The following is a 21844-nucleotide window of genomic DNA, read 5'->3' as shown; positions in this document are numbered from 1 at the left end:
CTAATGACTCATGACTAATAACTAATGACTAATGACTAATGACTAATGACTACAGAAAGTTTAGAAATTGCTAAAAATCGTTACATTGCTGGAAAAGTAGCTTTTGAAAATGGACAATATCGGGAATCTGTGGAAAACTTAGAAAAAGCTAGTTCCTTATTAGCAAAAAATACACGCTTTGGAGGTGAAGTAGACATTTGGTTGGTAAATGCTTATGAAGCTGCGGGACGTTCAGAAGATGCGATCGCACTTTGTCAACAACTCACCCGTCATCCCCATTATGAAACCAGATCACAAGCCAAAAGATTAGTATATATTTTAAAAGCACCCAAACTCAAACGCCCAAAAGAATGGATGACAGAAATTCCTGATTTTGGCAATATTGGGGAAAACGAAGCTAAAACAGTCATCACCGCAAAACCCAAAAAAACCACAAAACAAAAAACCGCAGAACCAGAATATATTGATCTCAGTCAAGTCAATACAAAAGATAATCGTTTTATTTGGGTAGCTTTAATTGCAGTCGCTTTAACAATTTCCTATTTAGTTTGGTTAACTGTGTGAGTTGGTGACAGGTGAAAGGTGACAGGTGACAGGTGACAGTAAAAAGGTAAATTTAGAAAAAACAAGTTTATGAATATTTTGCATCTTCTGAATATTATGAATATAGATAATTTGCCAAAAACCAGATTTCATTTAATATTAATAAAAATAGCAAAATTGGTTTTTAAAAACATTATCAATTTAAAAACCGCCAAAAAACTATTTTCCGTTTTCCTAATTTTGGCATCTTTAACATTATCTGGATGTGTACAATATGATTTAGGAATTAACTTTAATCATACCAACAACGGCGAAGTAGTACAACATATTAAATTGCCGGAAACAGTCATCAGTTTTAGCGGTGATTATATTTCCGAATGGTCAAAAACTTTAGAACGTCGTGCTAGAAAACTATCAGGTTCAGTAAAACGCATTTCCCCAGAAGAAATTATTGTCAAAATACCCTTTACCAGTGGAAAGGAACTACAAGAAAAATTTAGTGTTTTTTTCAACTATCCCACTGCTCCAAAAAATGATAAAATTGGCAATAATTCAGAATTACCAAATATAGCATCTAACTTAATTGTACAGGATAATAACTTTTTACTTTTATCGAGAAATCATTTAATCTATGATTTAGATTTGCGTTCTCTTGCTGCACTTACCAGTAAAGGAAACAACTTAAATGTCACGAGTTCAATAATTGATTTAGATTTTAGCTTACAAACACCTTGGGGAGTTAACAATATTCAACAAACTGAAAATATCATCCAACCAGAAAAGAATGCTAAACAACTGGTATGGAAACTCAAAGCAGGTGAGTTAAATCATATAGAAGTTGTATTTTGGACTCCTAACTTCCTGGGTATTGGTACATTAATAATTATCCTGTTTGTTTGGGGTGGTTATTATGTGCGATATACATTGTTAGAATCAGGATTTTCAGCATAAAAAACGCAGATCAACGCAGATAAACGCGGTTTTTTTGAATTGGGATTGACAGGATTAAAGGATTTACAGGATATGAGCGATCGCCTCCTCTACCTGCTCTCTGTGCAATCGCATATTTTTTAGTTTTCGACTTGACAAGCTGCAAGGTTAGTTGTACACTTATGTTATGAGTGGAAATCTGTGGGCGCAATATATATAAGGTTTTTAACAGCCTGGGTTGAGATTTTCGGAACGCAGATAGACGCAGATAGACGCAGATGGTGAAAATCAGGACAACCAACATTTAAGGATGTAGAGGATGAAAACAGAAAATCTCTCTAAAACCTCTTACCTTTGTGTCCTTTGCGTTCTTTGCGGTTCATTCTTCCATGACTTGTGCGTAACCAACCATCATCAAATAACATCCTGTAAATCCTTAAATCCTGGACATCCTGATTCAGACAAAAAAATCCTTCAAGAATAACCAACAATCATCAAATAACATCCTGAAAATCCTCAAATCCTGGACATCCTGATTTAGAAAATACCAATCCCTTGGATTATTCTAAAAACTATCATAACACAACCCTGTCAGAAGTCAAGACCCTTGAAAATACGTTAAGTCATTCGCAACCATTCTCAATAATTTTGGGCTAAAAAAGGGTGTTGAAACTTTTTTGGGATTTTTAAGTTAAAAATTGTTAAGGTGCTGACGTTAAGACGCTAAGAAATAAAACATCAGTGTTATGAAATTAGCGAGTATATTATTGTATATATTATAAATATCAAAGTATCTACCCCAAACAATGAATCAGATATGTTGTCTGAACCCAGACTGTCATAATCCACCCGTACCAGATACGACAAAGTTTTGTCCTAATTGTGGTGTTCCTTTGGTTATCCTGAGAAACCGTTATCGTCCTGTGAAACCTTTGGGTGGTGGTGGTTTTGGGAAGACTTATTTAGCTGAAGATGTTGATAAATTAAATGAGAAGTGTGTTATTAAACAATTTGCACCCCAAACTCAAAATACCTACGCTTTAAAAAAAGCTAAGGAATTATTTGAGCAAGAAGCAATACAACTAAAAGACCTGAAACATCCCCAAATTCCCCAATTACAAGCTTATTTTGATGAGGATGATTGTTTATATTTAATTCAAGATTTTATTGAGGGTGAGAATTTATTAATTGAGTTAGCAAATCAGGGAACTTTTGATGAAGGAAAAATCCGTAATTTATTACTGGATATGTTACCAGTTTTGCAAATAGTCCATAGTAATAAAATCATTCACCGCGACATTAAACCAGAAAATATTATGCGTCGTCGCAGTGATGGGAAATTATTTTTAATTGATTTTGGTGCTTCTAAACAATTCCAGGGAACAATGAGACCAGGTACAGTAATTGGGAGTTATGGTTATGCTTCCCTGGAACAAATGGAAGATAGAGAAGTGTATCCAGCGAGTGATTTATTTAGTTTGGGTGCAAGTTGTTTTCATTTAATGACTAGGGTGCATCCTTGGGAGTTATGGAAAAAACAAGGTTATGGTTGGGTGGAAAAATGGCGTGATCATTTACAGCAATCTGTGAGTTTAGAATTAGGAGAAGTTATAGATAAGTTATTACAACTAGAATATCAAAACCGTTACCAGTCAGTAGAGGAAGTTTTACAAGTTTTACAACTACCTATATCTACACCTTCTAAACCACCACAACCACCACCTATAAAAACATATTATTCCCGTCGTATTGTTATCCAAAGTGTGGGTTTATTAGTGTTAGGATTTATTCTAGCAATAGTAGGAAAAAATATATTTATTAATAAAAACAGAAACCTAAATGCTACTTTAATAAATACCCTCACTGGTCATTATGAAGCTGTTCTTTCCCTAGCTATTAGTCCTGATGGTAATACTTTGATTAGTGGGAGTAGAGACAAAACCATCAAGGTTTGGAATTTACAAACAGGAGAATTAAAATCTACTCTAAATGGCCATTTTAACTGGGTTAGCTCCCTAGCTATTAGTCCTGATGCTAAGATTTTAGCAAGTGGTAGTGGAGATAAAACTATCAAAATTTGGAACTTGGAAACACGAAAATTAAAATCTACCTTAAATGGTCATTCTAACGGCATTAATTCCTTAATTATGAGTCCTGATGGTAAGACTCTAGTGAGTGGAAGTGATGATACAACTATCAAAGTTTGGGATTTGTTAACTGGAGAATTAAAATCCACCCTAAATGGTCATTCTGGCTGGGTTCTGTCCCTAGCTATTAGTCCCGATGCTAACACTTTATTTAGTGGTAGCTCAGACAAAACTATCAAAATCTGGAATTTGCAAACAAAAGAATTACTATTGACGATCACACGGCATTTAAGTGGAATTAGGTCACTAGCCATCAACCCTAATACTAACACTTTTGTTAGTGGCAGTTGGGACAAGACTATCAAGATTTGGAACTTACAGACAAAAGAATTAAAAGCTACACTCACAGGACATACTGATTCCATTTGGTCTGTAGCTATCAGCGATGATGGCAAAACTTTAGTTAGTGGAAGTAGTGACAAGACTATCCAAATCTGGAACTTAGCCACAGGAAAATTAAAATCTACCCTGACTGGTCATTCTGATAAAGTTCGTACCCTAGCTATCAGCCCCAATGGTAGGATTTTAGTTAGTGGAAGTGATGACAAGACTATCAAAATTTGGCGGTTAGAATAATCTGAATCAGGATGTTCAGGATTTAAGGATTTACATGATGGTTTTTGAAGATTGATCTAAATTTTCAGAAATTGTATTTTGTCAGAATCAGGATAACCAGGATTTTAGGATGTACAGGATAAAAACGCAGATGAACGCAGATAGACGCAGATGGCGAGAATCAGGACAACTAACATTTAGGGATGTACAGGATGAAAACAGAAAATCTCTCTAAAACCTCTTACCTTCGTGTCCTTTACGTTCTTTGCGGTTCATTCTTCCATGACTTGTGCGTAATCAACCATCATCAAATAACATCCTGTAAATCCTGTAATCCTGGACATCCTGATTCAGACAAAAAAATCCTTTCAGAATAACCAACAATCATCAAATAACATCCTGTAAATCCTCAAATCCTTGACATCCTGATTATGGCATGAACGCAGATAAACGCAGATAGACGCAGATGGTGAAAATCAGGATAACCAACATTTATGGATGTAGAGGATGAAAACAGAAAATCTCTCTAAAACCTCTTACCTTCGTGTCCTTTGCGTTCTTCGTGGTTCATTCTTCCATGACTTGTGCGTAACCAACCATCATCAAATAACATCCTGAAAATCCTGTAATCCTGGACATCCTGATTCAGACAAAAAACAGTTATACTCAAATCAGAGACTCTAAAACTGCATTTCCAGTCTGGAGACTGGGAACGAGGAAAACAAGGAAATCAAATTATGAGTATAGTATCCTTAGAAATACCAGAAGAAATATTAATCACTCTCAAAGAAACACCTGAAAATTTATCAAGAGAGTTACCAATTTTAGCCGCAGTGAAACTTTTTGAACTGGGTAAACTCTCATCAGGGAGAGCAGCACAATTAGCGGGAATTTCGCGGGTAGAATTTTTAACAATTTTAGGACGTTATCAAGTATCACCATTTTCCTTGACGGCTGAACAATTAGAACAAGATGTTAACAATGCTTAATTATTCAGTGCTTAATTCTTCAGTCATAGTCAATACTTCACCTCTGTTGTATCTTCATCAAGTTGGACATTTAGAGCTACTACAAAAGCTGTATAGTGAGATTTTAACACCTCCTGCGGTGATTGAAGAATTAGCAGTTGGTAAAAAGCAAGGAATTAATGTACCAGACATTCATTCTATTGATTGGATTTTAATTACTCCGGTAAAATCAATTAGTTTAATTCCTGCTATTATAGATTTGGGACAAGGTGAAGCAGAAGTATTAGGTTTAGGTTTAGAAAAACCTGGCAGTTTGTTAATTTTTGATGATTAATTAGCTCGACGTATTGCTAATATACACAAATTAAAATACACGGGAACATTAGGTGTTTTAGTAAAAGCTAAAAAATTAGGTTACTTATCTTCTATTGCTCCTGTGATTGCTATGTTGAAACAACAAGGAATGTAGTTAAATGATAGCATTATTAATGATGTTCTCAGATTAGCTGGAGAATCTTTCTAAAAATAGAAATACAAAAAATCATGCCCACAATAATTAATCGATCCCTCACCTTAACAGAATTTCTCAAACTCCCAGAAACAAAACCGGTCAGGGAATATATCAATGGTGAAATTATCACTAAACCCATGCCCAAAGGAAAACATAGCCGCTTACAATTAAGACTATGCAACAGTATTAACGATATCACAGAAAGCGAAAAAATAGCTTATGCTTTTCCTGAATTGCGTTGTAGTTTTGGTGTGCGTTCCGTAGTTCCTGATATCGCGGTTTTGAAATGGTCAAATATTCCCTTTACTGCTGAAGGTGAAGTCCCTAATGATTTTTTCATTCCTCCAGATTGGACTATTGAAATTCTCTCACCTGAACAAAATTCAACTCGCGTGATAGATAATATTTTATATTGTTTAAATCATGGTTGTTTGTTAGGTTGGTTAATAGATCCTGAAGATCGTTCTATTTTGGTTTTTCGTCCCCAACAACAACCAGAGTTATTCAGAGGTGATCAACCGTTACCAATTTTAGCAGAAATCAATTTACAATTAACAGTTAATCAAATATTTGCCTGGTTGAAAATGATAGGTTAATGATGATATTTGTGTCAGAATCAGGACAACTAACATTTATGGATGTACAGGATGAAAAGAGAAAATCTCTCTAAAACCTCTTACCTTTGTGTCCTTTGCGTACTTTGCGGTTCGTTCTTTAGTAACTTGTGCGTAACCAACCATCATTAAATAACATCCTGTACATCCTCAAATCCTAATTCAGATCACCTATTATAAATAAATCTATGATTCTACAAACTCACCCAACTCAAAAAACACCCATTGTCACCTGGGAACCACTTCCCGCCGATTTTATTTTACCTGACGACCCAGTGGAAAATATTCAACAACCACCTTTAGCAGCTGCACTTACTGACGCTTTAGGTGCAGCAGGACGCATCCTCCCACAAATGCTGATTGGCTCTAATTTTGGGCTTGTAGCCGCCTTAAACAAAAAAATCATCGTCAAAGCCCCCGACTGGTTTTATGTGCCACAGGTGCATCCTGTAGCTACTGATGTAGTACGTCGCAGTTATACACCCAACCTCGAAGGAGAACCTGTAGCTGTGGTGATGGAATTTCTTTCTGATACCGAAGGTGGAGAATTATCATTACGTTCCACACCACCTTATGGGAAGTTGTATTTTTACGAACACATTCTCCAAGTTCCCACTTATGTCACTTATGATCCCTACGAACCCAGTTTAGAAGTACGCTGTTTGCAAAATGGAGAATACAACAAACAAAAAGCAGACCCTAATGGACGTTTTTGGATTCCTGAACTCTCACTATTTTTAGGAATTTGGCCAGGTGAAAGATTATGTCAAACCATGAACTGGTTGCGGTGGTGGGATAGTGAGGGAAATTTGCTACTGTGGAGTAGTGAACAAGCTGAACAGGAACATCAACGGGCTGAACAGGAACGTCAACGGGCTGAACAGGAACGTCAACGGGCTGAATTATTAGCAGCTAAGTTACGAGAACTAGGGATTGATCCTAACACTATCTCATGAAATTGTGGTACGGGCATCTTGCCCGCTACAAAAAATTAAGGTGACAAACGTTGTATTTTCCAACTTCCATCATCCCACCGAGAATACAGCAACCGATCATGTAACCTGCTAGAACGTCCTTGCCAAAACTCTATTTCTTGGGGAATTACCCGAAAACCTCCCCAGTGAGGTGGTCTAGGAACTTCCTGATTTTCATATTTACGCTGGAAATCCTGTAATTGTACTTCTAAAACTTCCCGACTAGCAATTACTTCACTTTGATTAGAAGCCCACGCGCCCAAACGACTATTATGAGGACGTACTTCAAAATATCCATCCGATTCTTCAGCAGAAATCTTTTCTACACATCCCACAATTCTCACTTGTCGTTCTAATTCTGCCCACCAAAATACTAACGCAGCTTGAGGATTGGCAGTTATTTCTTGTCCTTTGTGACTGTTGTAGTTGGTAAATAAAACAAAGCCCCTTTCATCAAAATCTTTTAATAAGACCATTCTGGCTGAAGGTTTACCATCAGGGGTACAGGTAGCAAGAGTCATGGCGTTAGGTTCTAATAATTTTGCTTCTAGAGCCTGATCAAACCATAATTTAAATTGTATAAAAGGATTAGGGTTAACTTCTGTTTCATTCAAATCTTGCAAAGTGTAGTCTTTACGAAGGTCAGCAATATTTTTATCCATTGGTAATGGGTAATTGGTAATGGGTAATTGGTAATTGGTAATTATCATACATTTTATAACCTATTCCCCATTCCCTATTACCTATTACCTATTCCCTATTCCCTATTCCCTAAGATTAAATCAAATGCGCCGTTCAGCCTCTTTACAAACTCTGCTAATTTATGGTCTGAGTGGCCCGATTATCGCTCTCAATGTCTGGCTACTGTCTCTGCTGTTTCGTTATTTCCAGCATCCAATTACTATTCTGAGTATTGCGGCAATTTTGGCGTTTTTGCTGAATTACCCGGTGAAATTATTAGAAAAAGCTAGGATTACTCGGACTCAAGCAGTGATCATAGTTTTAATCTTCACTTTAGCTTTGTTGATTATTTTGGGTTTTACCCTTGTACCGATGGTAATTGACCAAACAATCCAACTTTTAAACAAAATTCCTGATTGGTTAGCCTCCAGTCAAGACAACCTGGAAAATTTGCAAATGTTAGCACGTCAGAAACGTATAAAACTTGACCTAAGTTTAGTAACTGAGCAAATTAATACTGGTGTGCAGAATATTCTACAACAGATAGCTTCTGGTGCGGTGGGATTTGCGGGAACTTTATTATCAGCATTGCTGAATATAGTGTTAGTAATTGTACTAGCTTTTTATATGCTGCTATATGGCGATCGCCTGTGGTATGGTTTAATTAATCTCCTGCCATCTTATATTGGCATCCCATTGAGCAGGTCTTTACAATTAAATTTCCAAAACTTTTTCCTTAGCCAATTATTACTGGCACTGTTTATGGTGGTAGCCCTGACACCGATTTTCTTATTTTTAAGAGTACCATTTGCCCTATTATTTGCCATTATCATCGGTATTTCTGAGCTTATTCCCTTTATCGGCGCTACATTAGGGATAGGGTTGGTAACGTTATTAGTGTTTTTACAGACTTGGTGGTTAGCATTTCCAGTAGCAATGGCAGCAATTATCATGCAGCAAATCAAAGATAATATCCTATCTCCCAAGTTACTGGGTAACTTTATCGGACTCAATCCCCTATGGATTTTTATAGCGATTTTGATGGGATTTGAAATTGCTGGTTTGTTGGGAACACTGGTTGCTGTACCCATTGCTGGTACTATCAAAGGCACTTTCGACGCTATTAAAAACAACAAAAATGGAAATTCTGTATATAGTTATGCTGTTGTTGATGATTAGTGATTGGGGACTGGGGACTGGTGACTGGTGACTGGGGACTGGTGACTGGTGACTGGTGACTGGGGACTGGTGACTGGTGACTGGGGAAAAATATTTACCTTCTTCCTCCTGAACTCCTGACTCCTGACTCCTGAACTCCTGACTCCTGAACTCCTGAACTCCTGACTCCTGACTCCTGACTCCTGATAAATTAATGGATGCCCAAAAACTATTAGAAACGATTACACACTTGATTGAACAAGCCGAAAAGGGAGAAATAGACCCTTGGGATGTACAGGTGATAGAAGTGATTGACCGTTACCTAGAACTAATGTCACCACAAACCAGCGCTAGAGGTTATGAAACTGATTTGTCTCAATCGGGACAGGCTTTTTTGTCAGCATCCATGCTGGTACTATTTAAAGCTAATACTTTAATGCAATTGTCAACCGTAGATAATATTATAGATAATGTGTCTGATGATGCAATGCTGGATATTGCGGATGGTGAATTATACAATGTTCAACGTTTGCAATTAGAGCGACAGTTGCGTCGTCGTCCAGCAGCAATGCCACCACCAAAGCGTCGTGTGACTCTGCAAGAGCTAATTGAGCAATTGCAGATTATGGCTAACCAGCTAAAACGGGTAGAGAAAACCAGCAAACCTATCCGTCCTAAGCGTCAGCCGAGTATGAAAACGATGCGGGAGGCATTAGAATTAGCTCACCAAGAAAATTTAACAGAAGTAGCTTCAGAACTAGAACAGGTGCTGCATCTTTCTGCAAGGGAGTTAAATGTACAGGAACAATGTTGGAATCTAGAGCAACTGTTAAATTTGTGGACTCAGACAAAGCAAGCAGGGAAAAAATCAGCAAATGCAAATGATTCTGACCATGAATCAGAAAATGGCGACATGGTGAGCGTTTTTTGGGCTTTACTGCTGCTGTCTGCACAATCTAAAGTAGAGCTATATCAGGAAGAATTTTATCAGGAGATCACAATCCGTTTACCTAGTTCAGCCAACCGTGCAACCCCATAAACGACCATAAACGACTATAAACTAAAATATTCGTGAGCAAAACCCAGAATCCTAGTACATTGATAAATATAACTTAGTGATGATTAAGTATCACGGGATAAAAACAGTAAACTGGCTTGTGGTTGAGGAATAGTTGAGGAATAGTTAAGGAAAAAAATTATGAAAGCGATGATTCTCGCAGCGGGTAAAGGCACTCGTGTACGTCCTATTACATATACCATTCCCAAACCAATGATTCCCATCTTGCAAAAGCCAGTGATGGAATTTTTGCTAGAGCTATTGCGTCAACATGGTTTTAACGAGATTATGGTGAATGTTAGCCATTTAGCTGAGGAAATTGAAAATTATTTCCGTGATGGTCAGCGGTTTGGTGTGCAGATTGCCTATTCTTTTGAAGGGAAAATTGATGATGATGGTAAACTGGTCGGGGAAGCCATAGGTTCGGCTGGGGGGATGCGCCGTATCCAAGACTTTTCGCCTTTTTTTGATGATACGTTTGTGGTCTTGTGTGGTGATGCTTTAATTGATTTAGATTTAACTGCGGCGGTAAAGTGGCATAAATCTAAAGGTTCAATTGCTACCATTATTACTAAGTCTGTTCCCAGGGAAGAAGTTTCTAGTTATGGTGTGGTTGTCACAGATGATGATAACCGCATTAAGGCTTTCCAAGAAAAACCTTCGATAGAGGAAGCACTCAGCACAAATATCAACACGGGTATTTATATTTTTGAACCAGAGGTGTTTAAATATATTCCTTCTGGGGTTGAGTATGATATTGGTAGTCAATTATTCCCGGAACTTGTAAAAATCAATGCGCCTTTTTATGCCATTCCGATGGATTTTGAATGGGTAGATATTGGTAAAGTACCTGATTATTGGCGAGCTATTCGCGGTGTGCTGTTGGGTGAAATTAAAAATGTGCAGATTCCTGGTTATGAAGTCGCCCCTGGTATTTACACTGGTTTGAATGTAGCTGTGAATTGGGATAAGGTGGATATTACTGGACCTGTTTACATTGGTGGGATGACAAGAATTGAAGATGGTGCGAAAATTGTTGGCCCGGCGATGATTGGGCCTAATTGCTGGATTTGTAGTGGTGCAACAGTAGATAATAGTGTGATATTTGAATGGTCGCGCTTGAGTCCGGGAGTCCGTTTGGTTGATAAGCTGGTATTTGGTCGTTATTGTGTGGATAAGACCGGTGCAGCTATTGATGTGCAAGCAGCCGCTTTAGACTGGTTAATTACAGATGCACGTCAAACTCCACCTTCGGAAATTCCTTTAGAACACCAAGCGATCGCCGAATTGTTAGGGACAAGTATAATTTAGGTAATGGGTAATAGGTAATGGGTACAAGTTTTTTCAATTACCAATTACCAATTACCAACCACCAGTCCTAACTATTATTCAAGTAAGTATATCTCATGAGACTTTGCTCGTAAGTTTGTAGCAGTCTTTGAGATTCGGCTAGGGTAATGCGGTTTTCTTCTAAGGCTTGTTCACAACGCTGGCGGATGTTTTCTACCATGTCTTCTGAGTCGTATTGTACGTAACTTACGACTTCTCTCATGGTATCACCCTTGACAACGTGTTCTATTTGGTAGCCTTTGGGTGTGAGTTGGATATGAACGGCGTTTGTGTCACCAAAGAGGTTATGTAAGTTACCCATGATTTCTTGGTAAGCGCCGTTGAGGAACATTCCCAGATAATAGGGTTCGTTAGGTTTGAATTTATGCAGTTCTAAAACTGATTTGACATCTCGTAAATCAATAAATCGGTCAATTTTACCATCACTGTCACAGGTGAGGTCCGCTAAAATTCCTCTTTGGGTAGGTTCTTTATCTAGCTTATGTATGGGCATGATGGGGAATAGTTGATCAATTGCCCAACAATCAGGCGCTGATTGAAATACGGAAAGATTGATATAGTAGATGGAAGCCATGATTTTTTCTAGGTCTTCCAGTTCATCGGGTACGTATTCTTGTTGTTTGGTAATTTCCAGAATTTTGTGGCAACAAGCCCAGTATAAACGCTCGGCTTTAGCCCGTTCTTTGAGTCTTAAAATTCCCAAGTTAAAACGGCTGATGGCTTCTTCTTTGAATTGGGCTGCGTCGTGGTAAAATTCTTGATAGTTCTCTTTGTTGATGGATTGATAGGTTTCCCACAAATACCTAATAATTGGTGATTCTCCTTCTTGTGGTTCTTCTGGGGTATCGCGGGGTACATCACTGGTACTAAGAACATCAAAGATGAGAACTGACTGATGAGACGCGATCGCTCTACCACTTTCACTAATCAGTGTAGGTACGGGAATCTGCCGTTCTGAACAGGTATCTTTTAATTCGGCTACAATATCGTTAGCATAGTTTTGCATATTGTAGTTTTTGGAGGCGTAGAAGTTGGTTTGTGAACCGTCGTAATCTACACCTAAACCACCACCGACATCGAGATATTTCATGTCTGCGCCTAACATCGCTAATTCTACATAAATGCGACTGGCTTCTTGAATGGCATCTTTAATCACATTGATGGCGGAAATTTGCGAACCGATATGGAAGTGTAACAACTGCAAAGAATCGAGTAAATTGGCTTCTTTGAGTTTTTCCACTGCTTCCATAATTTCCGGGATGGTTAAGCCAAACTTAGCGCGATCGCCTGTGGATGTTCCCCAGCGTCCCATGCCTTGGGTGCTTAATTTTGCCCGTACACCTAAAATCGGTTTAATACCTAACTGATGACTAGCTGCAATGGCTATATCTACTTCTTCAATTTGTTCTAAAACGATAATCGGTGTTTGTCCGAGTTTTTGGGCTAACATTGCCGTTTCAATGTATTCTCGGTCTTTGTAGCCGTTGCAAACTAACAATGCTCCTGGTGTATCCAATATAGCGAGAGCAATCATTAACTCCGGTTTAGAACCGGCTTCTAGCCCAAATTGGTGTGGTTTGCCAAATCTGACCAAATCTTCAATTAAGTGCCTTTCCTGGTTACATTTGACAGGGAAAACACCACGATAAACACCGGGATAATTATAACGAGCGATCGCTTTCGCAAAACAAGCGTTTAATCGCTCTATCCGATCTTCCAAAATATCAGAAAAGCGAATTAACAACGGCAGTCCCAAATTTCGTTGTTTTAAAGCATTGACTAATTCAAATAAATCTAGAGAACCCCCGCGATCGCCCTTGGGAGAAACTGTCACATGACCAGCAGCATTAATGGAAAAATAAGGCTTACCCCAACCTTCAATGCGGTATAAGTCCTCACTATCCTCAATTTTCCAAGTCCGAGATAAATCCCCTGACATGGTGCTAGGTGGTAACAGTTTCTTGTGCTTTTGGTTTTTCACTTCTGATTTATCTGACTTATCTGATTTATGACCATTGGTAGGCACTTTCACCATCTCATCAGTAGTTGACTCAACACCCATTTCTTCCTGACCTCTGTATATCACCCACGAACTAACAATTTAACGCATTCGTCTAATAACAGATATGCACCTAGAAAGATTTTTTTATGGTTAAGAATCGGTTAAGGGAATGGTGATTGGGGACTGGGGACTGGGGAGAAATATTTACCTTCTGACTCCTGAACTCCTGAACTCCTGAACTCCTGACTCCTCGTTCGCGAAGCGTGGCGAAGCCATTCTCCTGACTCCTTGATCTCCTGACTTCTTATTTATTCCTGTAAATACTAGACAAAAGACGGACATACAATTGACAATTAACCCAGATAACTTTTTTATGCTTTTGGAGACAGCTTTGGAACGCACTTTTTTAGCAATCAAGCCTGATGGAGTTCAACGCGGGTTGGTGGGTGAAATTATCCGTCGTTTTGAAACTAAAGGCTTTACCCTGGTAGGCTTAAAGTTGATTAATGTCAGTAAAGAGTTGGCTGAACAACATTATGATGTTCACCGGGAAAGACCTTTTTTTGCTGGGTTAGTAGAATTTATTACCTCCGGTCCCGTGGTGGCAATGGTTTGGCAAGGTGAAGGTGTGGTTGCTTCTGCAAGAAAAATTATTGGTGCTACCAATCCTTTAACCTCTGAACCTGGTACTATTCGCGGTGATTTTGGGATTAATATTGGTCGGAACTTGATCCACGGTTCTGATGCGATTGAAACTGCACAACGGGAAATTAAACTGTGGTTTAAGGATGAGGAGTTGGTTAGCTGGACTCCTCATTTAGCTCCCTGGTTGAAAGAATAGTTTGGTAATTGGTAATGGGTAATGGGTAATGGGTAATTGGTAAAAACTCTTACCCAGTCCCCAGTCCCCAGTCCCCAGTCACCAATCACCAGTCCCCAATCACCAGTCCCCAGTCACCAATCACCAGTCCCCAGTCCCTATTTAACTTCTGTTTTTTCTGGTTCTTGGGTTTTGATTTCTACTTCTGTGCGTTTGGAAAAACCCCAGGTTAAGACTATGGCGATCGCACTTACCATGATCCATTGCGGTGGTACTAAAGCTTCGTTAATGACTTTGATTAATAGACGTAAACCCACAAACGCTACAGTGATATAACCTGCGTCTGCTAAATTTTCATATTCATCTAACCAGCGAATAAATAACCCGGCCATAAATCGCAGGGTGACGATACCGATGGTTGTACCGGTGAGGACTAACCAGGTTTCTTGGGAAACGGCGATCGCTGTTGTCACACTATCTAAGGAAAAGGCTAAATCTGTAAAGGCAATTACTGGTATAACTTGCCATAAAGAACTGTATTTGGGTCCGTGATGATGATGATCTTCGTCTTCCTGGGATGTGAAGTGTTGGAATACCAACCACAACAGGTAAGCAGCACCCAATAATTCAAATTGCCAGAATTTTTGTACCCAGGTAGCTGTTAGCAGTAGGGTAATTCTTAAAACATAAGCAAATACTAAACCAATGTTTAATGCTTGACGTTCTAGTTTTTGATTTTCTAGTCCTTGGGCGATCGCAGCGAGGGCGATCGCGTTATCTGCTGATAGTACCGCTTCTAAAAAAACTAGGATCAGTAATACTATCAGTGCTTCAACACTAATATGAAAGTGTAAGTAATCAAATATTTGGTCTAGCATTCCAATTTCTCAAACAACGGAAAATTTTAAATTAACAGCAATATATATTTTTACGATAGCTACTGTAATAAATTGCTACTTTTTCTAGTTTACCATGATTCTGACAGAATTAGGTGACTGGTGACTGGTGATTGGTGACTGGTGACTGGTGATAGGTGATAGGTGACTGGTGACAGGTGATAGGTGACAGTAATTTTAAAATTACGAATTATTCCATCTTGTAAATCTTTTAATTCTGGACATCCTGATTCAGACATTTCTTTTTTTCTCGCACCACAGAAACACAGAGAAAAAATACCAATAATTATGATATTATAATCATAACCTAAAATTTCATGATTGAAAATTACACATTATGCCAATAATGCCTGAAAATAATATCAAAGAAATTATTTTTCTAGTGGAAGAAGATGATGAAGGTGGTTATATTGCTAAAGCAATTAATCAATCAATTTTTACTCAAGCTGATAGTCTCCCAGAACTACGAGAATTAATTAAAGATGCTGTTCATTGTCATTATCCTGATGAAAAAGATAAACTTCATCCTGTATATCCTTTAATCTTGGACATCCTGATTCAGACAAAATAACGTATATCTTGCTCTAGTTTTCAGGATATTCAATTGATCAACCTGCGCTATTAATTTATCTAAAGTTTCAATTTCTTCATCAGATAATTTATTTTCAGCATTTTTCATCAATAAATCATTCAATTCAGTTTGACTTTTCACAGATAAGGAAGTTTCTGCTAACGCTTGTAATTCATTCTCAGTTAAACCAATTAATAATTCTGAATCTGTTGATAAATTGGTTAACTGTTGGTAAGTTTCCATATTTAACAACACACCAATTCTTTCTCCTTGGGTGTTAGTTATATATTGTACTGATTCAGTCATAATTTTAGATTGACTAAAAAATTAATGTGAGTCATATTTTATTATACCATATATTATAAGGTTACAGGTGACAAAAGTTTGAAAATTACGAATTATTCCATCTTGTAAATCTTTTAATCCTGGTGATCCTGATTCAGACAAAGTTAGGTGACAGGTTACAGGTGACAGGTGACAGGTGACAGGTTACAGGTTACAGTAATTTTCTGATTCAGAAATTTGCCATTTCTTTAATTATTTTCATTGTCTCTACACTGACGGTACACACTCTCATCAACAATTCTATTACCTGTTCTTTATAGTCTGCAAACCGATAAGTATTAAACTTTTCCGCAATGGTGGGATCTTTGGGTTTCTTTTCTTTATATTGATCTAATATCCATTCTAATGCAGTACGATTTCCTAACATATATTCCCAAGCTATTTCAGGAACTCCTGTTAATGTGGTAATATCATCTAAGATGATTACACTTTTATTTTTATCTGCTTTCAATTTTACTTTGATGGTTTTTTGTCGGTCCCTGAGCGAAGTCGAAGGGGTGAGCGAACTTGTACTGAGCGAAGTCGAAGTAGTCGAAGGGGTGTCTTTTAAGGGAATATCCACACGGGATAATTTATAAGGGGTAACAGTTTCATAATTGATATGAATTTCCATCAGTTGTTTTCCCCAGTTTACCCATTTTTGGAAGTTTTCATAATAGGGTAAGCGGGGAAATTCTCGTTTTAAATTTAGTTCGTATTTTTTGCGGTATTCAGGATTATGTAATACTGCATAAGTATAATGGAAGATGTCTATTTTGGTGATTGTTTCATCTTGATAATGGGTTTGAATTTGTTTTAGTCCCCAGTCGGTTATGTTATCAATGCGGTTTCCTTCTTTGTCGTAACGATATAATGGGAGACATTGAGAGTCACCTGTTAAATGTAAATCAACTATTAAATTAGTACCTAAACAATGAAAAGGTTTAGTATTTCCTAAAGCTGAAAAAGCTATATATTTATTTTCTGTGTCTGTTTCATTTAAAATATCAAACCATTGATAAGTTCTACCATTAAAATGCTTATCTAAATAAAGTTTTTCGGTGTAAAATGGTCTGTAACAACTTGACTTAATACTTGATTTATCAAACTGTTTTTTTATTCCTCTTTTAAAATAACTTTTTAAATCATCATCCCATTTTATTTGTTGAGAAAGTGCTTCATTTTCTTTTTTATTAAATTGATTTTGATAAACTTCTACAAAAAATCTCATTTTATCTGCTAAATATTCCTCTGATAAATCATAAACCCATTCATCTCTTTGAGTTGCTACACCCCTAGAAAACAACTTAAAAACAGCTTCTTCTGCTTTTCCTGCTTTCACATCTTTATCAACCAAAGGTAAAAGATCATCAAAATCATTATCAGCTTGATTTATCCAATTAAAATTCTTATCTGGTGTAATATGTTGAAAAGGAATTTGATTAAATTTTGTTTGTGATAAAAACTTTAATTTCTCACTTGCTGTATCAAACTCTGGACGACGAATATAAAATATTTGACATTTATTAAAATCACTATTTTGCTTTTTAACAAAAAACATAATAGATACACCAGTTTGAATCCCAAAAACATTATGTGTAGTTCCTGAAAGTTTGGGATTTTTTCTCACATCACCATGTAAGTCAACCACATAAATATAATTAAAATCATCACTTATCGCTTTTCTAAAACCGTCAAAAGTTCTACCATCAATAAAAGATGAATTTGTAATAAATGCAATAATCCCATTTTTCCCTAGTCTATCAGAAGCCCATCTAATAAATCTAGTGTACATATCATAAAGAACAATGTTATTTTGCGCTTTGCTATATTTGACATAACTTTCCTTAATCAACTTATCAATATTTTGATAACTACGATTTGCATTATTATCATTAAAATTTTCCTGCTTTGCATTATAAGGAGGATTTCCAATAATTACCGAAATAGTGCGATCATTCTGTCTTTTAATCCTCTCCGTATTCTCCAAAGTCATCGCAAACAAATCCATTTGCTTACCTGCAAATAACGTATTATCCAAAGTATCCACAAAACAAATATTTTCAAACTCCTCATAAACCCCCATCTTCTGTTTATAAGTATATTCAATATTCAAATTTGCTATATAATAAGGTAAAATTGCTACCTCATTACAATGAATCTCATGTTGATATTTATGCTGTAAACTATGGGGAGGTAAATAATCAATTAACTCTGTAATAAACGTACCCGTACCCGTCGCAGGATCTAAAATTTCTACATCTTTATCCGCTAACAATTTACCAAAATGTTTATGTACTAAAAAATCTACACTTTCAATCATAAACCTAACTATTTCATTAGGGGTATAGACAATACCCAACCTATCCGCAGCTTTGGGATTATATGCTTTATAAAAATTCTCGTATAATGCTTTGAGAAACTTCTGTTTTTCTTGATGATTGACAATATTTGCAGCAGTTCTTTTAATCACCGCATAATATCTTTCAATACTTCCCAAAGTATTCCGCTTTAAACTTCCAGTAAAAAATGTAGAAATTACCCCTTGTAACTCCCTTGCAACATTATTTTCTTGATGAAACTGCGACTCACTGAAAATATTAATAAAAATATCCTCAGTCAAAATATGTTGAATCATCATTTCCCGAATATCTAACAATGTAATTTCCGGGTTAATGGACTTTTTACAAAGTTGCCAAAACTTATTTCTTGCAGTTTCAAAAGATTGATTATTCCCCTCTTGACAATCAATCAACTTTCTGAGAGAATCTAATATGATGGGAATATCCTGTTTAAATATCTCTATCGCTGATCGAAAGTCCCGGACTTCAGGACGGACAAAATTTATAAAGTTATTAATAATACCATCTAGCGCGTCTGCATCTTGCATAGATACGCGCATTGTTTCTGTACCACTTTGAATTAAAACGGCAGTTTGGGAATCTTCAAATAAAATATTACTATCAGGATAACCTTTATTTAATTTCTTCTCAATTTCCTGATCTAAATTATCATATTCGTCTTTAGCTTCCCAGTAACCCCAATCTAACCGCAAAGCGTCTTTAACTGTTCCATCGGGATAAACGACTTTACCATTTGGTAATTTAAAATCTAATTCAGGAATAAGTAAAAAATCACGAGGTTTGCAATATTCATTTAACAGATTTTGAAAAGCGAAACGAATAGAAGTTTCCTTTCTTGAACCACCAAACTGGATGATTTTTTGGACTTCTGTTTGATATTGGGTGACTAATAATCTGGACATAAATTACTAAAAGCTGACTAATTAACCTGTTTTTATATCTGCGTTAATCGGCGTTCATCTGCGTTTAATTTTAATTATAATAATTATATGTTATTTTTGATGCAAAGACAAGAGAAAATAAGTAAAGAATTATTGCAAAAACAATATATTAGTTAATCTAAAGTGTTAAGATATCAGGACTTACGCAAAATGGAACGAAAGTAGGGGTAATACCCTTCGGGAAGCAAGCTAAATGAATTACCCCTAGGCAAGAATAAGGTTTTCAGTCACATCTTCCGTAAGTCCTACATAAGCTGTTACACAGCTAAATTATATAATCCTAATATTCTGAACTCTTGTTTCACAGGCAAGATGCCTGTTCCACTTATACAAATTAAATGCACAACAGCTTATAATAAATTAAAGTCAAATCCTTTATAATCAAAATATCAAGGAAAACTATCTAAAAATATGAGTAACCAAATCACAATTACTCTACCAGATGAAATTTACCAAAAAGCTGAACACTTTGCACGTCTAGCAAACCGTGATTTAGCCAGCGTCTTAGTTGATACTATCCAGTTTTCTATCCCACCTATTAGCCAAGAAGCAGCAAACCTTGAACCTGTATCAAAACTTTCTGATCAACAAGTTTTAGAGTTGACAGAATTACAAATGAAACCTGAAGAAGATAGCCGTTTGACTGAGTTGCTAGACAGACAACAAGCTGGTATTCTCACAGAATCAGAACATCCTGAATTACAAGCATTAATGCAAATTTATCAGGAAGGTTTATTGAGAAAAGCTACTGCATTAAGTGAAGCTGTAAAACGTGGATTAATAAAAGAGTTAAATGCGTGAGTTCTAGTCAAATTTCTGAAGAAGTCCGGGCAAGAGTACGAAACCAAGCAAATAATCAATGTGGTTATTGTCGTAGTTTACAAAAGTATGTTTTAGGAATTTTGGAGATAGATCATATTATCCCCAAAGCTAAAGGTGGAACTGATGATGAAGAAAACTTATGGTTAGCTTGTAGACTATGCAACGGATACAAAGGTACTCAAACAGAGGGATTTGATCCAGTTACTAACCAGAAAGTTAAACTATTTAATCCTCGTCAACAAAAATGGTCACATCACTTTGCTTGGACTAACAATGGTACACATATAATGGGATTAACTGCCTTTGGTCGTGTTACAGTTGTAGCTTTACAACTCAATAATATTTATGCAGTTACCGTTAGACAAGCGTGGGTTTCTGCTGGTTGGCATCCACCTGAAAATGATACGGAAGATATTATTTCTCATTAATAAAATCAATAAATTGCGATACCGCATCATATTGATCAGGAATAGCTAAAAACTGCAATAATAACTCTTGATCCAAATCTGGAAAAAACCGACTGCGGTTAACTTCCTCATATTCCAAAACAGCATTTAAACTAAAAATTTGAATTTTATGATTTCTCCAAAACCAAACTTCAGGAACTCCCTTAGGTTTATATAATTCAGTTCTATTAATTGAACCACTACTAACGATAATTTCAATCACAATATCAGGAACTTCTTTATTAGTAGCAATACAATAAGATTCATCTGGTGTTCCCGAAGCATAACCCGCTGCTTCTAAAGTAAAACCACCCCTACCATAAAACCGAATCCCCTGATATCTCATGTATGCTTCTAATAAATAGGAAAGGGTTTTTTTCACATATTCATGTTTATCACCAATAGGAGACATTATTTCCAGCACTCCTGCTAAATATGCCAATTTTACAGCATGATTTTCTTCTAACTGGACTTCAATAGTTTTAAACTGTTGCCAAGAAACACCAGGTACAGTTATCAGTTTTTCTGTTTCCTGTTCTAAAAGTGGAACTGTCATAGAACAAACCGCTATTATTTTTAATCAATTATAAGCTGTTGTGCATTTAATTTGTATAAGTGGAACAGGCATCTTGCCTGTTAAACAATAGTTCAGAATATTAGGATTATACAATTTAGCTGTGTAACAGCTTACTCTCTAGCAATAAAGCAGATTGCAGATCAATAGACATCTCCAGAAAAGAAATTATGGAACTTATTTATGGGGGCAGGGCGAAGCATTTGCGATATCTAGATGTCTGATTTTTCCGTTACATTATCGCCCAAATGCTTCGCCCCTACGATTAAAATATGTTCTGGGAAAATGACAATCTCCAGAAAAGATATTATGGAACTTATTTATGGGGGCAGGGTGAAGCATTTGCGATATCTAGATGTCTGATTTTTCCGTTAAATTATCGCCCAAATGCTTCGCCCCTACGGTTAAAATATGTTCTGGGAAAATGACAATCTCCAGAAAAGATATTATGGAACTTATTTATGGGGGCTGGGCGAAGCATTTGCGATATCTAGATGTCTGATTTTTCCGTTACATTATCGCCCAAATGCTTCGCCCCTACGGTTAAAATATGTTCTGGGAAAATGACAATCTCCAGAAAAGATATTATGGAACTTA

General features: G+C 36.7%; 22 protein-coding genes. 15 read left to right on the top strand and 7 right to left on the bottom strand.

What is annotated here, in order from left to right:
• The first annotated feature begins 45 nt into the window (after positions 1–45).
• The 8 genes from H5968_RS15410 to H5968_RS15380 all read left to right on the top strand — a co-directional run bounded on the left by H5968_RS15410 (position 46) and on the right by H5968_RS15380 (position 7224).
• Positions 46–564 carry a tetratricopeptide repeat protein gene (locus tag H5968_RS15410; RefSeq protein WP_137668104.1) on the top strand — a complete coding sequence of 173 codons (519 nt, stop codon included), beginning with the start codon at positions 46–48 and terminating at the stop codon, positions 562–564.
• Between the two features lie 69 nt (positions 565–633).
• Positions 634–1494: a DUF3153 domain-containing protein gene (locus tag H5968_RS15405; RefSeq protein WP_255427149.1), complete on the top strand. Its 861-nt coding sequence runs from the start codon at positions 634–636 to the stop codon at positions 1492–1494.
• 785 nt (positions 1495–2279) lie between these two features.
• Positions 2280–4196, top strand: a complete 1917-nt coding sequence (locus H5968_RS15400) for a serine/threonine-protein kinase (RefSeq protein ID WP_187040651.1) — start codon at positions 2280–2282, stop codon at positions 4194–4196.
• Between the two features lie 716 nt (positions 4197–4912).
• Positions 4913–5164 carry a UPF0175 family protein gene (locus H5968_RS15395; protein WP_096565625.1) on the top strand — a complete coding sequence of 84 codons (252 nt, stop codon included), beginning with the start codon at positions 4913–4915 and terminating at the stop codon, positions 5162–5164.
• Positions 5157–5477: a hypothetical protein gene (locus H5968_RS15390; RefSeq protein ID WP_201277627.1), complete on the top strand. Its 321-nt coding sequence runs from the start codon at positions 5157–5159 to the stop codon at positions 5475–5477. The genes H5968_RS15395 and H5968_RS15390 overlap by 8 nt, the downstream gene beginning before the upstream one ends.
• A gap of 12 nt (positions 5478–5489) precedes the next feature.
• Entirely contained in the window at positions 5490–5612 is a 123-nt protein-coding gene (locus tag H5968_RS26155) for a DUF3368 domain-containing protein (protein ID WP_370569776.1), read from the top strand.
• Between the two features lie 74 nt (positions 5613–5686).
• Positions 5687–6250: a Uma2 family endonuclease gene (locus tag H5968_RS15385; protein WP_187040650.1), complete on the top strand. Its 564-nt coding sequence runs from the start codon at positions 5687–5689 to the stop codon at positions 6248–6250.
• A gap of 206 nt (positions 6251–6456) precedes the next feature.
• A complete protein-coding gene (locus H5968_RS15380) occupies positions 6457–7224 on the top strand; it encodes a Uma2 family endonuclease (protein WP_187040649.1) in 768 nt (255 codons plus the stop codon).
• A 35-nt stretch (positions 7225–7259) separates the two neighbouring features.
• Here H5968_RS15380 and pdxH read toward each other — a convergent pair whose 3' ends face one another.
• Positions 7260–7904 (bottom strand): pyridoxamine 5'-phosphate oxidase, encoded by a 645-nt coding sequence (gene pdxH / locus H5968_RS15375; RefSeq protein WP_187040678.1) that lies wholly within the window; start codon positions 7902–7904, stop codon positions 7260–7262.
• A 124-nt stretch (positions 7905–8028) separates the two neighbouring features.
• Here pdxH and H5968_RS15370 point away from each other — a divergent pair, with 124 nt between their 5' ends.
• The 3 genes from H5968_RS15370 to H5968_RS15360 all read left to right on the top strand — a co-directional run bounded on the left by H5968_RS15370 (position 8029) and on the right by H5968_RS15360 (position 11449).
• Complete coding sequence (locus H5968_RS15370) at positions 8029–9102, top strand: AI-2E family transporter (RefSeq protein ID WP_187040648.1); 1074 nt, start codon at positions 8029–8031, stop codon at positions 9100–9102.
• A gap of 193 nt (positions 9103–9295) precedes the next feature.
• Positions 9296–10120, top strand: a complete 825-nt coding sequence (locus tag H5968_RS15365) for a segregation/condensation protein A (RefSeq protein ID WP_187040647.1) — start codon at positions 9296–9298, stop codon at positions 10118–10120.
• A 159-nt stretch (positions 10121–10279) separates the two neighbouring features.
• The gene (locus tag H5968_RS15360) at positions 10280–11449 is read left to right on the top strand and encodes a sugar phosphate nucleotidyltransferase (RefSeq protein ID WP_187040646.1); all 1170 of its coding nucleotides are present in this window, start codon (positions 10280–10282) and stop codon (positions 11447–11449) included.
• 67 nt (positions 11450–11516) lie between these two features.
• On the opposite strand, the gene speA is transcribed toward H5968_RS15360, so the two are convergent.
• Positions 11517–13550, bottom strand: coding sequence for a biosynthetic arginine decarboxylase (gene speA, locus H5968_RS15355; RefSeq protein WP_096565637.1), 2034 nt, complete (start codon positions 13548–13550; stop codon positions 11517–11519).
• A 331-nt stretch (positions 13551–13881) separates the two neighbouring features.
• On the opposite strand from speA, the gene ndk reads away from it, so the two are divergent.
• Entirely contained in the window at positions 13882–14331 is a 450-nt protein-coding gene (gene ndk / locus H5968_RS15350; protein ID WP_096572562.1) for a nucleoside-diphosphate kinase, read from the top strand.
• Positions 14332–14468: 137 nt separating this feature from the next.
• Here ndk and H5968_RS15345 read toward each other — a convergent pair whose 3' ends face one another.
• Both H5968_RS15345 and H5968_RS15340 read right to left on the bottom strand, forming a co-directional pair.
• Positions 14469–15188 (bottom strand): TerC family protein, encoded by a 720-nt coding sequence (locus H5968_RS15345; protein WP_187040645.1) that lies wholly within the window; start codon positions 15186–15188, stop codon positions 14469–14471.
• Between the two features lie 89 nt (positions 15189–15277).
• Positions 15278–15445, bottom strand: coding sequence for a hypothetical protein (locus H5968_RS15340; protein WP_187040644.1), 168 nt, complete (start codon positions 15443–15445; stop codon positions 15278–15280).
• Between the two features lie 98 nt (positions 15446–15543).
• Here H5968_RS15340 and H5968_RS15335 point away from each other — a divergent pair, with 98 nt between their 5' ends.
• Positions 15544–15777 carry a 2-oxoisovalerate dehydrogenase E1 subunit beta gene (locus H5968_RS15335; protein ID WP_255427148.1) on the top strand — a complete coding sequence of 78 codons (234 nt, stop codon included), beginning with the start codon at positions 15544–15546 and terminating at the stop codon, positions 15775–15777.
• Here H5968_RS15335 and H5968_RS15330 read toward each other — a convergent pair.
• Positions 15745–16083 carry a hypothetical protein gene (locus H5968_RS15330; RefSeq protein WP_187040643.1) on the bottom strand — a complete coding sequence of 113 codons (339 nt, stop codon included), beginning with the start codon at positions 16081–16083 and terminating at the stop codon, positions 15745–15747. The genes H5968_RS15335 and H5968_RS15330 overlap by 33 nt on opposite strands.
• Before the next feature lie 208 nt (positions 16084–16291).
• Positions 16292–19366: a type ISP restriction/modification enzyme gene (locus H5968_RS15325; RefSeq protein WP_187040642.1), complete on the bottom strand. Its 3075-nt coding sequence runs from the start codon at positions 19364–19366 to the stop codon at positions 16292–16294.
• A gap of 450 nt (positions 19367–19816) precedes the next feature.
• On the opposite strand from H5968_RS15325, the gene H5968_RS15320 reads away from it, so the two are divergent.
• Positions 19817–20206 (top strand): hypothetical protein, encoded by a 390-nt coding sequence (locus H5968_RS15320; protein WP_187040641.1) that lies wholly within the window; start codon positions 19817–19819, stop codon positions 20204–20206.
• Positions 20203–20655, top strand: coding sequence for an HNH endonuclease signature motif containing protein (locus H5968_RS15315; RefSeq protein ID WP_187040640.1), 453 nt, complete (start codon positions 20203–20205; stop codon positions 20653–20655). Before H5968_RS15320 ends, H5968_RS15315 begins: the two co-directional genes overlap by 4 nt.
• Here the strand turns inward: H5968_RS15315 and H5968_RS15310 are convergent.
• On the bottom strand, positions 20642–21229 hold the full coding sequence (locus H5968_RS15310; protein WP_187040639.1) for a Uma2 family endonuclease: 588 nt from the start codon (positions 21227–21229) through the stop codon (positions 20642–20644). The genes H5968_RS15315 and H5968_RS15310 overlap by 14 nt on opposite strands.
• Between the last annotated feature and the right edge of the window lie 615 nt (positions 21230–21844).

Origin of the sequence: Sphaerospermopsis sp. LEGE 00249 (assembly GCF_014299995.1) — a bacterium.
GTDB classification, from domain to species: Bacteria; Cyanobacteriota; Cyanobacteriia; order Cyanobacteriales; family Nostocaceae; genus Sphaerospermopsis; species Sphaerospermopsis kisseleviana.
Note: the sequence above shows the minus strand (reverse complement) of the source record. Positions and strands in the feature narration are given on the sequence as shown.